Genomic DNA, 17062 nt, shown 5'->3' on the forward strand with positions numbered 1-17062 from the left:
GACCGAGTTGTTGTCCCGCATGAACGTTCGCACCGACCCCACTACAGTCCGCGACGGATGGTTCGCCGCGGACGCTCCGTACGGCACACGCTCGCTGATGCTGATCCTGTCCCGTCTGTACGGCACAGGCATCGACGTCCACGACGCCTACGTCAGCGCACCGAATCTCGACGACGTGTTCTTCGACCTGACCGGTGGAGAGGAAGACGACGACTCGCGCTCGGCACCCGGCCGACACCGCAACGTAGGCACACCGTCCGAGAGGATCGATCGATGACTGCCGTGACGGCACGTCCAGTCCGCCGTGAGGGAATCGGGAGTTTTCTCGTCGACTGCGCCACCATGACGCAGCGCAATCTTCTGGTGCTCGTGCGGGTGCCGCAGCTCCTTCTCGGTGCCACAGTGCAACCGCTCATGTTCGTGTTGCTGTTCTCCTATGTCCTCGGCGGTGCGCTCGGCGGAAGTGCCTACCGCCAGTTTCTGATGGGCGGAATCTTCACGCAGACGGTCGTGTTCAGCGCGGGCTTCACCGCTATCGGACTTGCCACCGACAGTCGCGAGGGAATTGTCGAGCGATTTCACTCGCTGCCGATGTCGAGGTTGGCGATCGTGCTGGGGCGCACCCTGACCGACGCGCTGGTATCGGTGGTGAGTATCGCTGTGATGATCGTTGCGGGATTCGTTGTCGGATGGCGCATCAACGGGTCATTGGGTTCTGCCTTCGGCGCAATCGGATTGCTGGTCTTCTTCGGCTTCGCGATGTCGTGGATGGGTGCCGTCGTCGGATTGGTCTCGGCCACTGCCGAAAGCGCGCAGAGCGTTCTGATGATCATCGTGTTCCCGCTGACCTTCATTTCGTCTGCCTTCATCCCGTCGGCGACGCTGCCGGGGCCGCTGCGGGTGTTCGCTCAATGGAACCCGGTGACATCGGTTGCGCGTGCGACCCGCGAGGCGTTCGGTAACCCCATCGCACCGACGACGTTGGTGAGTGAGCCAGTGACATGGGCGTCGTCGAATCCGATGCTGTATTCGATCCTGGCGTCGGCCGTGCTGCTGGCGATCTTCGTGCCACTGACGCTGAGGATCTCGCAGAGCCGCGTTGGATAGGGAGGTCAGCGGCCGGGAGAACACCGGGGAACCTCGGATGCTGTAACGCTGCCAGACGCAAAACCGACCAACTGGCATGAACCTGTCGCCGTTCGCCCGCCTCGCCACTGTCCTCGTCTCCTGCGCCGGTGTTGCGCTACTGGCCGCCCCGTCCGCGTCTGCAGAGGTCGTCGACCTCGACATACTGCCGGGGCTGAGTTTCGGGCCGACCACACCCTTCGGCGTCGGATGCACGTATGTTGCAGTGGCCCGTACGGCGGACTTGTCGGGTCCACGTGTCGATATTTCACCGGGCGGCTACGACGCAGTGATGCCGATCGAGGAGTTCATGTGGCAATTCGACGGGTACTGGAGCTCACCAGTGGTTCTGGGCCACAAGGTTTCACTGTGGACGCCCACCGCGCCCGGTGAGCATTCCTTGATGGCGTACGAAACCTCGGCGGGCGGTCCGGTCGCCACCGTCACGGTCAACCCGGCAACGTCCGTCGGACCGATCTGCCTGGTAGCGCCTTGATGTGAGCTGGCGCTGGGTTCCTGTCGACCCGCGCGCTCGTCGACAAGCGTCGGGCGGAATGGCGTCGGCGGGAATGCGTCCGATCTATAGGATCCCGCCGTTCGCAGGACTTCTAGTGGCACGGAAAAGCGCACCAGGGGAAACTCAAACGCGCCACTGGGGCCGGAGGACTCGGCAGTCCTAGGGCCGGGGGCTGCTCGGACGCAGGGGAAGTCGTATCGGGTCGTGTCCAGGCTGAACTAGTTCGGCCCGGAGTTCGTGAGGTCGGCGGCATTCTCTTGGTCTCGCGCCTCGGTCGAAGCGAAGAACTTCCGGAAGACGACCTGCATCTCACGGACGACTTGGATGTGGCTCTCCAATACGTCGACCATGTTGTTGCTTCCGCCCACCGCTTTCTCGGAGAAGATCTTCCGTAGCGCTTGCCCGGATTCGAAGTCGCCCCCAGCCGTCGACGTTTGCTAGGGCTTTCGCTGTGTCCTTGTGGCCGACCAATCGTCCGATGTACGTATCGCAAGCGTCGCTACATGCCTTTGCGGCCTCCGGGTTCAGATACAAGTGCCCCTGGTCTGCGGCAAGTGCGAGCGATTGCCAATACGTGAGCGGTTCACCAACATTGCTCAATGCGTGCCTCCTATTTGGTTGTGGCCGGTAGCGCGCTCTTCACATCATCGATGTGTTCGAGCAATATCGGGCACGGATCCACACCATCGTCGACATGCATGTAGTTGACGGTGAATACAACAACGCCCGGCGGCAGATCGACCGCGACATTGCAATCGTTGACCGACCTCGCGACCTCAGTCTTGTACTGGAACGCATCGCGGCCGTCGACGTCGAGGTCTCGCCCTTCCACGTTCGACGGATTCTCCCGCGCTTCCTCGACTGTGCGGTTCAACGACGACCTCACATTGAATACGTACGGAACATCGAAACCCACGGGCCGGAACGAGCACCGCGCCCAGTCCTGGACCACGATCCCCTCACCCCAGCCGACGTCTCTGTACGCAGGATCCAACCCCGTCGCCCCGATCTGTTCGGGCGTGATGCTGCACGGATCCCACCTCGTCGGTTCGGCAACCGCCTGAGGCTCCACCGCCCGGCTACACCCACCGACAAGCACGATCACCGCAACCAGCACCGGCACGCACTTCCGCACACGGACCCCCTCCGTCGGACTCGATCAAGAGATTAGACGCAACACGCGACCGTATGGTTCCGCTTGCCTACGTTCGCTCGCAGTATTCCGTCGATCGATCGTCGGAAACCTACCGGCTACGCGGTGCTTCACGTTGCGAAGATGCGCCCTATCAAGCCCCACCCTCCTCGCGCATGTGCGCTGCCGAAAGAGCGCCTGCGTACCGACCTCCTTTTGCAGACTGCCAACCGAATTGATGGGAACCGACCTTTTGTAACGCCATACCGCATGGTTTGTATAGGGAATCAGTTGGTATTTGTCACCGGGAGGCTCTATGCAGGGCAAGACAATGATTGCCGTAGTTGCTTTGGCGATCGGATTGGGTGCAGTGTGCGCTCCAACTGCTGCCGCGCAAGATACCGGCTACCGCGAGTATCCCTGCAGTGAGATGTTTGCGGTCCCGTGGTCGATCGATGCTTGGAACGGCACACACAAGGTTGCCTTCAGCCCGTTCGGAACCGAGAACATTCATTGCGTCTCGTTCCACGGGTGGACGGCCGTGCACCAGCTCGACCCGCAGGGACGCAAGCACTCCCTCACTTCCCCGTCGGGTGTGCTTGGCGCGTTCACTTCGAATCTGTACTTCTGGGACCCAGCTACCTACTGACTAGGGGAAAGTGAGGATTTGCAGAGTGCGTATTCATCGATCGCTGGTAAGCCTTGTGTACGTTGGTCTTTCGTGTGCAGTCGTGGCGGGATGCGGCGCCGAAGAGAGTGACGCCACCGAGGGGCCGAACACCTTGGCGTTTGCCAACATTCCGGCGGGTGAGAACGCTAGCTTGGAGGTAAGGCGCGAGCTCGTCCCAGAGCGTGTGACTGTCACGCAACCGGCGCTTGTCGACATCAACGCACGTGCCGCTGACCTGCCGGTATGGCCTGGCCCGGATCCTTCGGAGTTCCTTGCGCCCAATCCGCCTGCGGGAGAGATCGGTCAGCTCAGCGGCGCGCAGGCAGGGGAAGCACTCATCGCGGCACAGAATAATCCGGGTGAGTTCTGGAACGTAGGGGGCATTGTGCTGTGGCTGGTAGTTGCTCCGGTTCAGTGAGGGACAAAGCCCGGTCGTCCAATGACCAATTCAAGGGCGCGACAGCGTTCATGATGACTGAGCTCCCTCCTCGGCGTTGACTTCATCGACTGGCTCCAGAACAAAGCAACGGCGTGTGCTGACTTGCCATGAGCCGCAAAACCAGTCAGGTGCTCGCTCTCGCTTAGTCGATTCGAATGACGTCAATCGAGTAGAGAAGCGGCCGCATGGCGAACGGATGCTGGTTCTGGGCACGTCGATTCGCACAGCCTCAGTCGTCGACCTCGACGCCGTAGCGGACGGCCAGCTCTGCGAGTCCGTCGTCGTAGCCCTGTCCGATAGCGCGAAACCGCCATCCGCTTCCCCCGGCGATAGATTTCGGCCAGGAGCATGGACCGCTCGGTTGTGGCTGCGTCCAGCACGGCAGTCGCGATGGTCGATTCAGGGACGTCGAGCGAGACGGATACCGCCCCGATCTCACCGAACGTCGAGTCACCGTCGATGGCTGCCGCGACGAGGATGCGCGCGCAGTCCTCGGGAACGAGCGTCAGGTCGATGCACACTCCCTGCTCACTGTCACCGTCGATGGACATCGACACGGCACCATCCGATGTGGCCGGCGCGTTGAAGAAGACGAAATCTTCGTCGCTGGAGACCAGTTCGTCCTCACCGAGCATGAGCGCGACGACGTCGACGCCGATCGATTCGGCTCGCCACGAACTGTTGACCGTGAGGACGGTGGAGTTCGGGCCTAGGTCGATGACACCGCCCCGGGGTACCAAAGGCGGGATTCGGCGTCGGAGCGGAGGCAGTTGTGTCGGTTGCTCGATGTTCAATTCGCGGTCGACGAGAGCGGGCGTCAGGATGGTGAGATCGCGTTCTTTCGCCTTCGGCATCCGCGGATCTCCGTCGCCACCGTCGAGGATCAGGACATCGGTGACGCCTGCGCTGAGGTTGACCGCCGGCGTCGCACCGAGCTGAATCAGCCGCGAGCGCATGAGGACCGACTCCGCGTGTGATCCGCCCATGACCAGGATCCGTCGACTCTGCCACGGCATTGCTACTGGTTTGGGCTTGTGCTTCGGCTTGGACGGCTGTGGCGTCGGATCTGGTTGTGTCCCTTTGAGCATGCCGGGCTGGACATTGCGGAGAAGGTCGAGAACCCGGGCCTCGGAGATGACCTCGAGGCCATGAGCTCGGGCGCGCTCGACCTTTCGGCTGTCCAACGACGGATCGGAGCACACGACCACACTGGTGAAGCGACTTACCGAGTTCATGACATCGAGGCCTGCGTCGTTCAGCTGCGCCGCGAGTTGCAGTCGTGGGACTTTCGTGTCGCCGCTGATCACGACGCGCATTCCCTGGATCAGCCCGCCGCCAGGTTTCAGCGGGCCTGGGTTTTCCCATTCGCAGTGAGTGCGAGGCACCGAGTCGGGATACAGCGTCAGCCGTTCGGTGCACTTCACGACCGGCAACGGCAGATCCAGGGACCTTGCCAGCCGTGAGCTGTGGGTGAAGATCTGCGCGAGAACTCGGGCATCGTCGTAGGCGTCGTGTGCGTTGGACTGCAGGACTTTCCAGTGCGCGGCCAGGGTGGCCAGTTTGTGGTTCGGGGTGTCGAGTTGCAGGCGCCTCGACAGGGCGACGGTGCAGAGTCGTTGCTTGGTCGGCATATCGAGCCCGGCGCGCATCGATTCGAGTTTGAGGAAGCCGTGGTCGAAGCTGGCGTTGTGAGCGACCATCGTTCGCCCGTCGAGCATGTCCATCAGTTGTGGAGCGATGTCCTCGAACCTCGGAGCACCAGCCAGCCGCTGTGGCGTCAGCTTGTGGATGTGGACGGGCCCGGGGTCGCATCCAGGGTTGACGAGCGTCGACAGCTCTCGGCCGATTCGGCCGTGGTCATCGACCGTAAGGGCCGCGACACTGAGGACCCGATCCCGGCTTGCTTTGAGGCCGGACGTCTCGACGTCGACGACGACCCACTGGTCGTTGTGGGTCGATACAGCGTGTGACACTCAGCTTCCACCTTCGACGGCAACGGATGAACCTCGGTGCCACTATGCACCACGGGCGGCGGTCGTTCGGGCGAATCGCGCAGGCCGCGACGCTTGTAGGTCGTTTGAATTACAGGCTCGATGGTGGTTGTCCGCGGGCTACTTCGGGCCCTGAGCCTGTACGCCAGCAGCGTTTGCTTCGTCTATGGCCTGCGTCGCGGAGAAGAACTTGCTGAACACGACCTTCATCTCTTCGACGACGTCTATATGGCTTTGCAAAACGTCGACCATGTTGTTGTCGCCTCCGACAGCTTTCTCGGAGAATATCTTCTGCAGCTGCTGACCCGAGGCGAAGTCGCCCCAGCCGCTGACGTTCGCCAACAGCTTCGCTGAATCCTGATGGAGTTTGAGTTGGTCAATGTAGATGTCGCACGCGCTGCTACATGCAGCCGCCGCTTCTGGGTTGAGAAACAGGTGGCCCTCATCGGCGGCCACGGCCAAAGATTGCCAGTAGGTCATGTCGTTTTGTGGATCACTCATTGTCGTTTCCTATCCGGGCATCGGCGGCAATTGAATTTCGAGGTCGATAGCGTGTGTCGCGACCAGATCGCACGGATCACTTTCCGGTTCGACGCCGCCGACGAAGTCGACCGTGAACACGACTACCCCAGGTGGCACCGGTACCGCGATGTTGCAGTCCTGGACGGCTTCAGAAACGTCAGTTCTGTATTGGAAAGCCTCACGAGCGCCAACAGTCAGATCGACGTCGTCGAAGTTTGAATCGTTCCCTCGCGCCTCACCTACCGTGTGGCTTTCCGACGACATGACGTTCAAGAAATACGACTGACGAGCCGCGGGAGCCCTGAACTTGCACAGCGACCAGTCGTCTACACGAATCCCTTCGCCCCAGCCGACTATTCTGAACGCCGGATCCAAACCTGTCGCCTCGATCGCCTCGTCCGGGATGCTGCACGGATCCCACCGCTCAGCGGCGACCGGTCTCCCCTCGACCCCGCCACCGCACCCGGCGAGCAGAGTCACCACAACGACAAGCGTCGCCAACCGTTTACGCACCCGACCCCCTCGATCACGTCGATCAATAGATTAGACGCCAACAGGCGCCAGACGGTTCCGATCAACTTCCGAGGAGGTGCGGTCGAGATGAACCGCAAGGTGGGCCGGGACCTCACACACCCGTGAACGTGGGTTGCCGAGCAGGTACACCTACCCGACCTATCCAACAGTGGCGGGAGGTTCCGTCCCGCAGCTGCACCTGCAACAGTCCGCAGACCCGCGACATATCGGACGTCGTCTCGGCACACCTGCTGTCCTGAACGGTAACCACACTGTCTCCCGGCACGACTGTGAGCGGCACATGTGTTGCGCTGTGCCGCTCACAGTCTCGGGTCCCGCAGTTCGGTTTACTACGGTTCGGGGTCCTCGGGTTCCTGGTACAGATATTCCTGCGGATGGTGATAATGATTTACGAGCCCTTTACGATCGGGGTCGACCGCTTCCGGTGGATGCCACTGAGCGCGACCCGGTTGCGGATGATCAGGGCCCGTGGTGGTCGTCGCCCAGTCGTTCGGCCCGTCGCCGACGAGCGGATGATGCAGATCGCATCCGAACGTCAGAGAATCGACATCGGTATCTCCGCCATCCACCCAATCGGTCACGTGATGGGCCTGACACCACACTGCAGGCCGAGTGCAGCCCGGAAAGCTACACCCGCGATCGCGAGCGATCAGCACGATCCGCTGATCAGCAGAGGCAATACGTTTGGATCGACCCAAATACAGGGCCCGGCCGTCGTCGTCGAAGATCGCCAGGTAATGATGAGCATGCGAGGCCATGCGGATCGCATCTCGAATAGCCACCAGAGAACCAGTGCCGGTCACCGCATGCCCCGACGCGGTCTCCAGCTCCTTCGCCGTCATCGTGATGATCGCCGTCACCGGCAGACCACGATGCTGCCCGAGCGCACCGGAGGCAAGCATCTGCCGCAGAATCACCTTGAACGCATCATGATTCCGCTGCCCCTGACTGCGTACATCCCGGCCCGCACGACGCTACTCCTCGGCAGCCGGGGTATCGCACGCTTCACCACCGCCGGACTCACATCCGGGCCCACCGCCGGACTCACCACCTCCGGGACCGTCGAACAAAGTCGGGTCGCTGCCAGGCCCATCGCCCGGACCGGAATCATCACCGCCGCCGGGCATGTCACCACCACCGGGCTCGCCACCGCCATCGGGCATGTCACTACCACCGGGCTCGCCACTGCCACCGCAATCATCACCACCACCGGGCTTGTCGCTACCATCGGGTTCGTCGACCACCGGCTTCGGCTCGTCGGGATTGCAGTTACCAGGTTTGGCGAGCTTGGCCAGCAGCGGTTCGAGATACGCCCGACATTCCGCGTCGATGACGAAGCTGCCCTTGCTCAGCCCATCCGTGTCCTGCGGCCCGAGCCTGAAGTAACACTTGCTCGACGGATCCTTCTCATCGAGCGTCCCATCCGGATCCAACAGCGCCAGCAGACGCGCTGCAGCAACGCGAAGCTGCTCAGGCGTCACCTCTTTCGCAAGATTGCCCAGCAGAATCTCGGACTGCACTTTCGACTCGTGATCGACCGCCGACGGCAACTTCTCGAAGAACTTGTCGATGACCTTCGCATGCGCAGCATCGATCTCACCGGCTCGATGCCCATCCGCCGTCGTCGGATATTCCGGATCGAGCTTCTCCCCGGTCATTGCCCGACGCCGAGAAAGCTTGGCAGCGACCTTGATACGTTTGCCCGCCACCACAGGATCGACGCGCAGCAAACACCCCAGCCGCGATGGGTTCGTCCTCTCCGGCAGCACCGCCAACCCGTCGTTCTCGATCAGCTCGGTCAACCACGTATGCGAGGTGCCGTACATCGCCCGCGACAACGTTTCCATCCGCACCATCAACGCACGCCGATCAGCGTCGAGCAGCAGACTCGAATCAACGGCTGCAATACGATTCCACGCAGCTTCCATCTCTTCGACGGCCTCGCGCAAGGTCGGATCGGAGATCGCGAGCACACCACGTGCACTCGCGACCCCTACGTCGTCGGCTGAACCGGCGACACCCTCCCCCGAAAGCATGCTCCAAGAATACCCCGAAAACCATCCGTTGTCGAACATATGTTCGATACATATCAGGCCGCTCTTCGCTGCGCGGGAACAGAATTGACGGCCTGTCGGTGGTTTCGATCGCGAGATTCTGGATTGCCCAGAACTTTCATAGTTCGAGAGCGCGGCCATTGGGCGGCACCGCGGGCACGAGCCAGGGTCTTCCGGCTGACCACGTCAACACTGAAACGCAATCCTCCAACCAGACGACAGCTCCAAACCAGCTGTGGCCATGGCGTTTTCGCAAACAGTGACCGAAGACGTGATCAGCGGGCACTGCATTGCGGGCATTCTTGTGTCGATCTCCATCGGTCGCGAAGATGACGAGACTGCCGACAGTGCAGGCTATTTCGGGCCTCGATCGATCGTCCGTCGAGCAGACAAATCAAAGATTGGTACAGCACTACGCGGGCGCCACGAGGTCCGGCTCACGCTGCGTATCGATTCACGCTGCCAGTGCATCACCCGCGCGGTCGATTAAACACTGTCAGTCCATGCGGGGCTCGCGCTTCACACCGATTCGCATGGCCGCATGCGAACCCCACCGTGTCACCGATGAACGAGAGTTCCAGCAATTCGGTGGAATTGGACTCACCTACCGGTCTGCCCGTATTCCGAAGCGGCGCATGACTGCTTCGGCGTCCGGCTACACGCCGCCGGTGTCGCCGAGTGAGATCAGCAGTTTTCGCAGCAGACGATCGAACTCGATTCGTTCGGTTCGATCGAGGCCGTCGACGAGGCGCGCTGCGTTGGCGACGTGCCCGTCGACGACTCTCTCGACAACGCCGTGCCCCTTGTCGGTCAAGCTGATCAAGATGCTGCGGCGATTGGCCGGATCGGTCTCCCGGTCCACCAGATCTTTCGAAACAAGTCGGTCGACGCGATTCGTCATGGCGGCGGAGCCGACCATCGTCCTCGCGACAAGGTCTTTCGGAGTCAACGTGCACGGCGAGCCCGACCGACGCAGGGTCGCGAGAACATCGAACTCCCAAGAGTCCATGCCTTCGCCTGCGAAGTAGTCGCGGACTTCTCGTTCGACCAGCCGCGATGCACGCGAAAGTCGTCCAACCACACCCATCGGAGAAGGGTCCATCTCCGGCCGCTCTCGGCGCCACTGCGCCAGAAAGGAGTCGACCGCATCGGACAACATAACCCTTAAATATTTCGATATCGAACTATTTGACATATGCTAGCAGTCGACATATGGTCTCGGCGTCAAACAATTCGACATCGAATAATCTGAAGCGAGCCATGAACTCGAAACCCGTCACTTCCGTCGCCGACGCGATCAAGTCACGCCGCAGTCACCGGCACTATCTACCCACCCCAATCCCCGACGACGTTCTAGACCGATTGCTCGAACTCGCACTCGAGGCCCCGTCTGCGTGGAACTACCAGGGGCGCTCCATCGTCGTCGCCTCCGAGCCCGAAGTCAGAGCCGAACTGGAGAACGCAACCGGCGGCCAACCGCACCCCAGAGAAGCACCGGTGGTGCTGGTATTTCTCGCCGAACTGAATGCATGGCGGCGAGACAACACCGACATTTTCGATGAAGCACTGCGCAACCGAGCATGGTCGGAGCAATTCGCGGCGGGCTCGGCCGAGTCGAGTCGCCAGTTTCAACAGGATCTCGTCGAGAGCGGTCTCGAACGCGAATATGCCGTCAAGGATGCTGTCATCGCAGCCAGCTTCGCGATGCTGGTCGCCACCGAACTCGGACTCGCGTGCTCACCGATGAATGGTTGGAACGAAGCACAGGTCAAGAAGGCCATCGGAATCGATGACCGTGACGACATTGCCGTCGCATTGCTCCTGCCCATCGGTTTCGCCGCCGAACAACGCCGTCACCCCGGTCGCCGGCCTATGTCGGCGGGCGTCCACTTCCAGCAGTACCGATCCAGCATCGACACCACCCGGAGGAACCCATGACGACGCCGAGGCTCCAACGCCGTATGACGAAAGCGTCGAATGGCTCGGCTTTCCCCTTCGACTCGCTTCCGGCAAGGACGATATTTCGGAGAAGGATGCGGCGAAGGTCAGCGCTCGTCTCCCGGCACGACACCATTTGCTGATCTCGTACCTCACCGACGCCGGGAAATCGCGGCGTTCTGGGCGTGCGTTCGGTGTTCAGGAGGATCACATCGTGTTCGCCAATCTTCTTGCATCACCTCGTGGCCTCGATGCCGTGTGCGCAGCGAGGCCACGAATTCGGATCGTCACGTCGTCGATCGAAGAGCGCATGAACGAACATTCGTTCATGGCCCCCAGCATCGGCGGCTTCGGTGACAGATTCTTCGGAACCGTGCACGCGGGAGGCCCCCCGATGAAATCCGTTACCGTTGTGCGCAACTCGTTGCTGACCGTGATCGCACCCGCGGATGGGGTAGCACGTATCTGGTGACGACCGAGCTCCTCCTGCCCCGGACTCGTAACCCGCTCGACGACCGCATCCATGCGGCAACATTGGAACGGCCCGTTGCTGCTCAGCCCACACGAATACGATGAGCGAGGGCCGTCGGGTCGAGTTACACACCGCTCACACGATTGGCGAGTACCAGTAATGGTCTACCCATAGCGTCGGAATCCACAGTCGATGGCAGGAGAACACGCATGTGGATCAGCAGGTTCGCTGCAGCGCTGGCGTTGATCTCCGCGGTTCTGCATCTGCGCATAGGCGTCGCCGATCTCTCGGGCGCGATCCTCACGGGAATGGCTGTGCTTGTTCCTCGCGGGTCCGTCGTCTTCATCCGTACAGGCAAAATTCCGTCCGAGTTTCGTCCCTATCGATTGCAGGAGTTTTCGATGACCGACACGTTCGCGCCCGTGACCACCCACCCCCTCGAACCGCTGACTCCACAGGAGATTTCGCAGGCTTCGGCGACCGTGATCCGCGAACAGAACCTGACGTCGGCGGCCCGCTTCGTTTACATCGAGCTCGACGAACCGTCCAAAGACGAACTGAAACAACCGCATACGGACCGACGTGCGTTCATCGTCCTCCGCGACCGCGACGCCCACGCAACCTTCGAGGCTGTCGTATCCCTCACCGCCGATTCGGTCGTCAGCTACCACGAGATCGTCGACGCCCAACCTCCCATCACTCTTGAAGAATTCCTGCAATGCGAGGACGTCATCAAGGCCGACCCGCGCTGGCAGGACGCGATGATCAAGCGCGGCGTCACCGACTTCAGCCTCGCCATGGTCGACAAATGGGCCAGCGGACACACAACGGAGAGCGACAATCCCGGTGGTCGACGCCTCGCCCGGCCCCTGACCTTCGTCCGCAGCGAAGCGCAGGAGAACGGATATGCGCGCCCCGTCGAGAACCTGGTCGTGACGGTTGACATGGACACGATGGAGGTCGTCGACGTCGCCGACACCGGCGTCATACCCATCCCCCAGACCCCGGGCAACTACCTACCAGGCTTGTACGAACGCCCCGGGAACGTCCCGGAGTTCGCGCAACAGCGGGCGCCGATGAAGACCATCGACATCACCCAGCCCGACGGTCCGTCGTTCACTGTCGACGGCCACTACGTCGAATGGGCCAATTGGCGCCTGCGCGTGGGGTTCACACCGCGAGAGGGTCTCGTGCTGCACGACGTCAACTACCTCGACCGCGGCACTCTTCGTCCCGTTGTCCACCGCGCGTCGCTGTCGGAAATGTATGTCCCCTACGGCGATCCCGGCGACAGTCAATGGAACAAGAACGTCTTCGACGAAGGCGAGTACGGGCTGGGTGTCCTCGCCAATTCTCTTCAGTTGGGCTGTGATTGCCTTGGCGAGATCCACTACTTCGACGCGTATGTGAACGATCAGGACGGTCAGCCGATCGAGCTTCCGAACGCCATCTGCATGCACGAGGAGGACTACAGCATCGGCTGGAAACACACCGACTTTCGCGACAACCTAGGACAAGTTCGACGCAACCGTCGCCTGGTCGTGTCGTTCTTCGCGACCGTCGGCAACTACGACTACGGCTTCTACTGGCACCTGTATCTGGACGGATCGATCGAATTCGAGATCAAGCTGACCGGCATCATTTCCACCGGCGCGATCGAACAGGGCCAGATCCCGGAGTTCGGCACGCTCGTCGCCCCTGGGCTGTACGGACCGCATCACCAGCACTTCTTCAGTGTTCGCCTGGACATGAAGGTCGACGGGGAACGCAACAACCTCTACGAACTCGAAGCCGAGGCCGTTCCTGTCGGGCCGGAGAATCCGCACGGCAACGCCTGGCGACAGACCAAGCGCCAGCTCACCACCGAGTCCGAGGCCCAGCGCGTCGCCGATCCGCTCAAGGCGCGAACGTGGCTGATAGCCAACGCCGACAAGAAGAACAAGCTCGGCGGGCACATCGGGTACAAGATCGAGCCGTCCGGCGCCGTCGCTTTGCCTCTCGCACAGCCCGGTTCGCAGCAGGCACGCCGAGGAGGGTTCGCCACCAAGCACATGTGGGCGACGCCGTATGCTGAGCGCGAGCGCTACGCGGCCGGCGAGTACGTGGCGCAGAACCCCGGCCATGACGGGCTCGTCGCGTACACCGCGCAGGATCGCTCGCTCGAAGACACGGACCTGGTGATCTGGCCGACGATCGCAGCCCACCACGTCGTCCGGCCCGAGGATTGGCCGGTCATGCCGGTCAGCCACGTGAGCCTGCACCTCAAACCAACGGGCTTCTTCGACGGCAATCCGATGCTCGATCTAGCGCCGGAGACGCCGAAGTCAGCTGGACATTGTTGCAGCTGAATGGGCCAGGGCGGTTCGGGGCAAAATGCATCCCTTGTCGCGCGTTCACCGGGAATGTCGTCAACGGGTAGCGGTCCGAAGCGTCACCTGTAGGGGTCGTCCATCGATCGATAGATGACCACCAGGGAACTTGCTTCCTGGTGACCGTCGCCGCAGCTGAACAGTGTCTCGCCTGCGGGATTGATCGAGCAGTACCACTCTGCGAACTCCATGTACTCGAGCGGCTTGTCGTACAACGTGGGGTATGTCGCGTTCATCACGGTCATCGCCTCGGGGCACGAGACACTTCCCTTCGACACGAGCACATCTCGCGGAATTCCGTCCGCCGCCGTCACAACCCCGCAGGTGCCTCCACCTGAGCTTCCCGAATCGGGGTCGGTGTACGAGTTCTCCTCACATGGGTTGGTGGACATATCTTTCGCGGACTCGAACGTCCCGCCATTGCCCGGGAAGAACCACACCACCGACCGATACATCAACGTGCCTTCGCAATTGCCGAGGTCGAATCCGACGATCGTGACGGGTTCGATCGGCGCGTTGGAGACTCCCGACGACTTGTCGACGTTGCGTGAGACTCCTGTCCCCGTGGTCTGTCCCCCACCCCAGTCCTGCCAGACGATGTTCTCGACGAGCCCGGACAGACTGCCTCCGTTGTAGATGTCAGTGGGCCGGACCTCGCCGTAGCCCTTCTGATCTGGACCCCACACACGCCCCAACACCGGCTCTGCGCTGAGGCTCGGAGCCTCGACAGCGGGCGCCGCAAGCGCTTCGACGTACTCGAATGCGTAGCCACCTGTCGAGAACTGGAATCCCCTGCCAGAACTATCCGAGCGACACGAGACACCAGATTCCTGGACGTTGCAGGAGAATCCGTTCACCGACAGCGTCTGTCCGTACTCCAGCACCGGTGTGGTCTCGTCCATTCGCCAGAACAGCGCCTGGCTCAGGCTCGCGAATCGTGCGTCATCCGTGCTGTTCACCAGGATCGCGTTCGGCGCGCCCATTGCGCCGGACCCGAACTGCTGGACGAGCGGCGCCCCTGCAACCGGCATGTCCGTGCTCGTCTTGGGTTGGCAGCCGGCCATCTGGTTGTCCGAACCGCCCTGCGCGCTGTCCGCCAAGATCGCGCAGCGCCACAACCCGCTGGGGGTCGTGAAGTAATAGCCGCTGGTTCCACCTGATTCGTACAGGAACCCTGCTGGATCGACCAACGTCGGCGTCGGCGCTGGAGTGGTCGGCGGTGCCGGAGCATCGGAAGTCGTCTGCCCCTCGAACCCGACGATCGAATCGGGAGCCTCCACCGGTTGCTCGGACGAGCAGGAGACAAGAGCGAACATCGCTGCTGCCACGACACTGAGCACGACCCTGGACATTCAAGGGACATTAGCGGCGCTCATCGCCGGGCACAGTCCGCCGTTCGCAGGACTAGTGGCACGGAAAAGCGCACCAGGGGAAACTTAAACGCGCCACTGGGGCCGGAGGCCCTGGAAGCCCGGGCCGGAGGCCAATCAGGAGCCACGCAGCCTAGGTCAGCGACGCACTCACCAGCGAGCTGGTCCGCACGTTCAACCTCGTGCGGTCCGCCCGGAACAGATCCACCGAATACTCGACTGGCCTGGCCTCTTGGTCGTACCCGATGCGCTCGAGCTTGAGCACCGCCGTGCCCTCGGGTTGCCCGAGCAACGCCCCCGCCGAGGAACCGATCGTGGCAAGTTCGATCGACTCGTCCGCCATGCAGACGGAAATCCCCAACTTGTTGCGCAGCGTCTCGTACACCGAATTGAGCGGCGTCTCGAGCACCCGCCCGCAGAGACTGCCGCTCAGGTACATCTGCTCCAGCGACAGCGTGTCACCGTCGGCGAACCGCAGGCGCAACAACGACACGGCCGGTCCGTCGCCCAGTACCCGAGCCGCACTCTCGGAGGGCGTGGTCATCCGAGCCGAGATCACCTTGGTACCGTCACGAAACCCTTGCTCGTGCAACATCTGTGGGACGCCCTTGACGGTGTTGAGGCTGCGCAGCAATCTGCGGCTCTGGCACACCGATCTGGCGCTCTCCGGCGACGGTGATGCCGGCGCGACCGAGGTCAAGTACGCACCGCCGGCTCTGCCTTTCAGGCGGCGGATCACCCCGTCACGTTCGAGCAGGTCCATGGCTTTGCGAACGGTGGTACGCGAGGTTCCCAGACGTTCGGCCAGCTCACGCTCCGGTGGGAGCCGGGCCACCGAGCGCTGTTCGAGTTCGCCCACCAGCCGAAGAAGTGCGGCATGGGTGTGTTCCATGATCAGCAACGGTCCACCTCCGATTACAAGTACAGGACAAACCTAGCCCCCGCAGAACCCATTCAATGTTCATCTACCTGCAGATTTACGCACGATTAACACCGCTGGTGTCGTATGGCACTTCACCCGAGCCACGCGTTACACGCAGTTCACACACGACGAACAAAACCAGAAATGGTCTACGCGCATCGTTCTACTCGTCAAGAGAAGAACTCCTACCGAAGGGTGCACCACTGTGGAAGATTCCCGGTCGGCTCGCGCCGCACTCGGCGTCGAGCTCGCCCGCTCGGCGGGAGAGATCGCCCGCCGCTGGTTCGACACGTCGGCACTCGCCGTCGAGCACAAACAGGATGGTTCCCCTGTTACGCAGGCGGATCGCGAGATCGAGCAACACATCAGAAACGCAGTATCCGAGCACTTCCCGGACGACGGCTTTCTCGGCGAGGAGTTCGACGAAACCATCGGCACCTCGCAGTATCGCTGGATCGTCGACCCCATCGACGGCACCAAGTCCTTCGTGCACGGAGTTCCGCTGTACGCCAACTTGATAGCGCTACAGGAAGACAAGGACATCGTCTTCGGCGTCATCAACATCCCCAACGCGGACGTCCTCATGCACGCCGAGCGCGGCAAGGGCTGCTGGAAGAACGGCACCCAGGTTCACGTCTCGGACAGAACAGAACTCGATGGCGCCTACGTCATGGCGACGTGGCTCGAGGATTGGCACCCCGATGTCATCGTCGACCTGCACGCCGCAGGCGCTGTTCTACGCACCTGGGGCGACGCCTACGGCTACATGATGGTCGCGTGCGGCCAGGCCGAGGCGATCGTCGACTACACCACGCAGGCATACGATCTCGCTCCCATGCCGGTCATCATCGAAGAGGCCGGCGGCATGTTCACCACGCTGGACGGAGCGCGAGACTTCGATGGCGGCAACGGTATTGCGTCCAACGGCGCAGTGCACGACTCGGTTCTCAAAATAGTCAACCAAGGATGACGCACATGAAAGAGTACATTCGCGGCCTGAGCCGGAA

The 17062-nt window shown here is 61.9% G+C and carries 15 protein-coding genes and 3 pseudogenes; 9 read left to right on the plus strand and 9 right to left on the minus strand.

All coding sequences use genetic code 11. The annotated features are described in order from the left end of the window. The 3 genes and pseudogenes from A2J03_RS12455 to A2J03_RS12465 form a co-directional block, all read left to right on the plus strand. Positions 1–277: pseudogene (locus A2J03_RS12455) on the plus strand (hypothetical protein); the annotation flags it as partial. After that, on the plus strand, positions 274–1107 hold the full coding sequence (locus A2J03_RS12460) for an ABC transporter permease (RefSeq protein WP_068374096.1): 834 nt from the start codon (positions 274–276) through the stop codon (positions 1105–1107). The pseudogene A2J03_RS12455 and the gene A2J03_RS12460, both read left to right, overlap by 4 nt. A gap of 76 nt (positions 1108–1183) precedes the next feature. Beyond that, the gene (locus A2J03_RS12465; RefSeq protein WP_068374099.1) at positions 1184–1621 is read left to right on the plus strand and encodes a hypothetical protein; all 438 of its coding nucleotides are present in this window, start codon (positions 1184–1186) and stop codon (positions 1619–1621) included. A gap of 239 nt (positions 1622–1860) precedes the next feature. Here the strand turns inward: A2J03_RS12465 and A2J03_RS31885 are convergent, their stop codons facing one another. Beyond that, positions 1861–1992, minus strand: a complete 132-nt coding sequence (locus A2J03_RS31885) for a hypothetical protein (protein WP_269455198.1) — start codon at positions 1990–1992, stop codon at positions 1861–1863. A 260-nt stretch (positions 1993–2252) separates the two neighbouring features. Then, positions 2253–2777 (minus strand): DUF3558 domain-containing protein, encoded by a 525-nt coding sequence (locus A2J03_RS29915; protein WP_231912501.1) that lies wholly within the window; start codon positions 2775–2777, stop codon positions 2253–2255. Positions 2778–3090: 313 nt separating this feature from the next. On the opposite strand from A2J03_RS29915, the gene A2J03_RS12480 reads away from it, so the two are divergent. Together A2J03_RS12480 and A2J03_RS12485 are read left to right on the plus strand one after the other, a co-directional pair. Then, positions 3091–3423 carry a hypothetical protein gene (locus tag A2J03_RS12480; RefSeq protein ID WP_068374105.1) on the plus strand — a complete coding sequence of 111 codons (333 nt, stop codon included), beginning with the start codon at positions 3091–3093 and terminating at the stop codon, positions 3421–3423. Between the two features lie 25 nt (positions 3424–3448). Further along, positions 3449–3862, plus strand: coding sequence for a hypothetical protein (locus A2J03_RS12485; RefSeq protein WP_068374107.1), 414 nt, complete (start codon positions 3449–3451; stop codon positions 3860–3862). Between the two features lie 250 nt (positions 3863–4112). Here the strand turns inward: A2J03_RS12485 and A2J03_RS12490 are convergent. The 5 genes and pseudogenes from A2J03_RS12490 to A2J03_RS12520 form a co-directional block, all read right to left on the minus strand. Further along, a pseudogene (locus A2J03_RS12490) lies at positions 4113–5856 on the minus strand (TerD family protein). 138 nt (positions 5857–5994) lie between these two features. After that, positions 5995–6375, minus strand: a complete 381-nt coding sequence (locus A2J03_RS12495; RefSeq protein WP_068374109.1) for a hypothetical protein — start codon at positions 6373–6375, stop codon at positions 5995–5997. Between the two features lie 9 nt (positions 6376–6384). After that, positions 6385–6909, minus strand: coding sequence for a DUF3558 family protein (locus tag A2J03_RS29920; RefSeq protein ID WP_231912502.1), 525 nt, complete (start codon positions 6907–6909; stop codon positions 6385–6387). A gap of 350 nt (positions 6910–7259) precedes the next feature. Further along, positions 7260–9125, minus strand: a pseudogene (locus A2J03_RS29925) (DUF222 domain-containing protein). A gap of 514 nt (positions 9126–9639) precedes the next feature. Next, positions 9640–10071, minus strand: a complete 432-nt coding sequence (locus tag A2J03_RS12520) for a MarR family winged helix-turn-helix transcriptional regulator (RefSeq protein WP_231912503.1) — start codon at positions 10069–10071, stop codon at positions 9640–9642. A 173-nt stretch (positions 10072–10244) separates the two neighbouring features. On the opposite strand from A2J03_RS12520, the gene A2J03_RS12525 reads away from it, so the two are divergent. From A2J03_RS12525 to A2J03_RS12535, 3 genes are all read left to right on the plus strand, one after another. Continuing rightward, positions 10245–10922, plus strand: coding sequence for a nitroreductase family protein (locus tag A2J03_RS12525; protein WP_068374140.1), 678 nt, complete (start codon positions 10245–10247; stop codon positions 10920–10922). 136 nt (positions 10923–11058) lie between these two features. Continuing rightward, a complete protein-coding gene (locus tag A2J03_RS29930) occupies positions 11059–11394 on the plus strand; it encodes a uracil phosphoribosyltransferase (protein ID WP_269455199.1) in 336 nt (111 codons plus the stop codon). Between the two features lie 209 nt (positions 11395–11603). Further along, positions 11604–13742 carry a primary-amine oxidase gene (locus tag A2J03_RS12535; protein ID WP_331712372.1) on the plus strand — a complete coding sequence of 713 codons (2139 nt, stop codon included), beginning with the start codon at positions 11604–11606 and terminating at the stop codon, positions 13740–13742. Between the two features lie 83 nt (positions 13743–13825). Here the strand turns inward: A2J03_RS12535 and A2J03_RS12540 are convergent, their stop codons facing one another. After that, a complete protein-coding gene (locus A2J03_RS12540; protein WP_068374121.1) occupies positions 13826–15115 on the minus strand; it encodes a hypothetical protein in 1290 nt (429 codons plus the stop codon). A gap of 151 nt (positions 15116–15266) precedes the next feature. Further along, positions 15267–16025, minus strand: a complete 759-nt coding sequence (locus A2J03_RS12545; RefSeq protein ID WP_068374124.1) for a GntR family transcriptional regulator — start codon at positions 16023–16025, stop codon at positions 15267–15269. Positions 16026–16260: 235 nt separating this feature from the next. Here A2J03_RS12545 and A2J03_RS12550 point away from each other — a divergent pair, with 235 nt between their 5' ends. Beyond that, entirely contained in the window at positions 16261–17025 is a 765-nt protein-coding gene (locus A2J03_RS12550; protein ID WP_068374127.1) for an inositol monophosphatase family protein, read from the plus strand. Positions 17026–17062: the final 37 nt, after the last annotated feature.

It is taken from the genome of Rhodococcus sp. EPR-157, from assembly GCF_001647195.1.
In the GTDB taxonomy this organism is placed as follows: domain Bacteria; phylum Actinomycetota; class Actinomycetes; order Mycobacteriales; family Mycobacteriaceae; genus Rhodococcoides.

Coding starts and splice junctions, on each gene's coding strand:
- A2J03_RS12520 (WP_231912503.1), bottom strand. CDS start 10,071: ATGGGTGTGGTTGGACGACTTTCGCGTGCATCGCGGCTGGTCGAACGA.
- A2J03_RS12465 (WP_068374099.1), top strand. CDS start 1,184: ATGAACCTGTCGCCGTTCGCCCGCCTCGCCACTGTCCTCGTCTCCTGC.
- A2J03_RS12525 (WP_068374140.1), top strand. CDS start 10,245: ATGAACTCGAAACCCGTCACTTCCGTCGCCGACGCGATCAAGTCACGC.
- A2J03_RS12495 (WP_068374109.1), bottom strand. CDS start 6,375: ATGAGTGATCCACAAAACGACATGACCTACTGGCAATCTTTGGCCGTG.
- A2J03_RS31885 (WP_269455198.1), bottom strand. CDS start 1,992: ATGGTCGACGTATTGGAGAGCCACATCCAAGTCGTCCGTGAGATGCAG.
- A2J03_RS12545 (WP_068374124.1), bottom strand. CDS start 16,025: ATGGAACACACCCATGCCGCACTTCTTCGGCTGGTGGGCGAACTCGAA.
- A2J03_RS12460 (WP_068374096.1), top strand. CDS start 274: ATGACTGCCGTGACGGCACGTCCAGTCCGCCGTGAGGGAATCGGGAGT.
- A2J03_RS12535 (WP_331712372.1), top strand. CDS start 11,604: ATGTGGATCAGCAGGTTCGCTGCAGCGCTGGCGTTGATCTCCGCGGTT.
- A2J03_RS12480 (WP_068374105.1), top strand. CDS start 3,091: ATGCAGGGCAAGACAATGATTGCCGTAGTTGCTTTGGCGATCGGATTG.
- A2J03_RS12540 (WP_068374121.1), bottom strand. CDS start 15,115: ATGTCCAGGGTCGTGCTCAGTGTCGTGGCAGCAGCGATGTTCGCTCTT.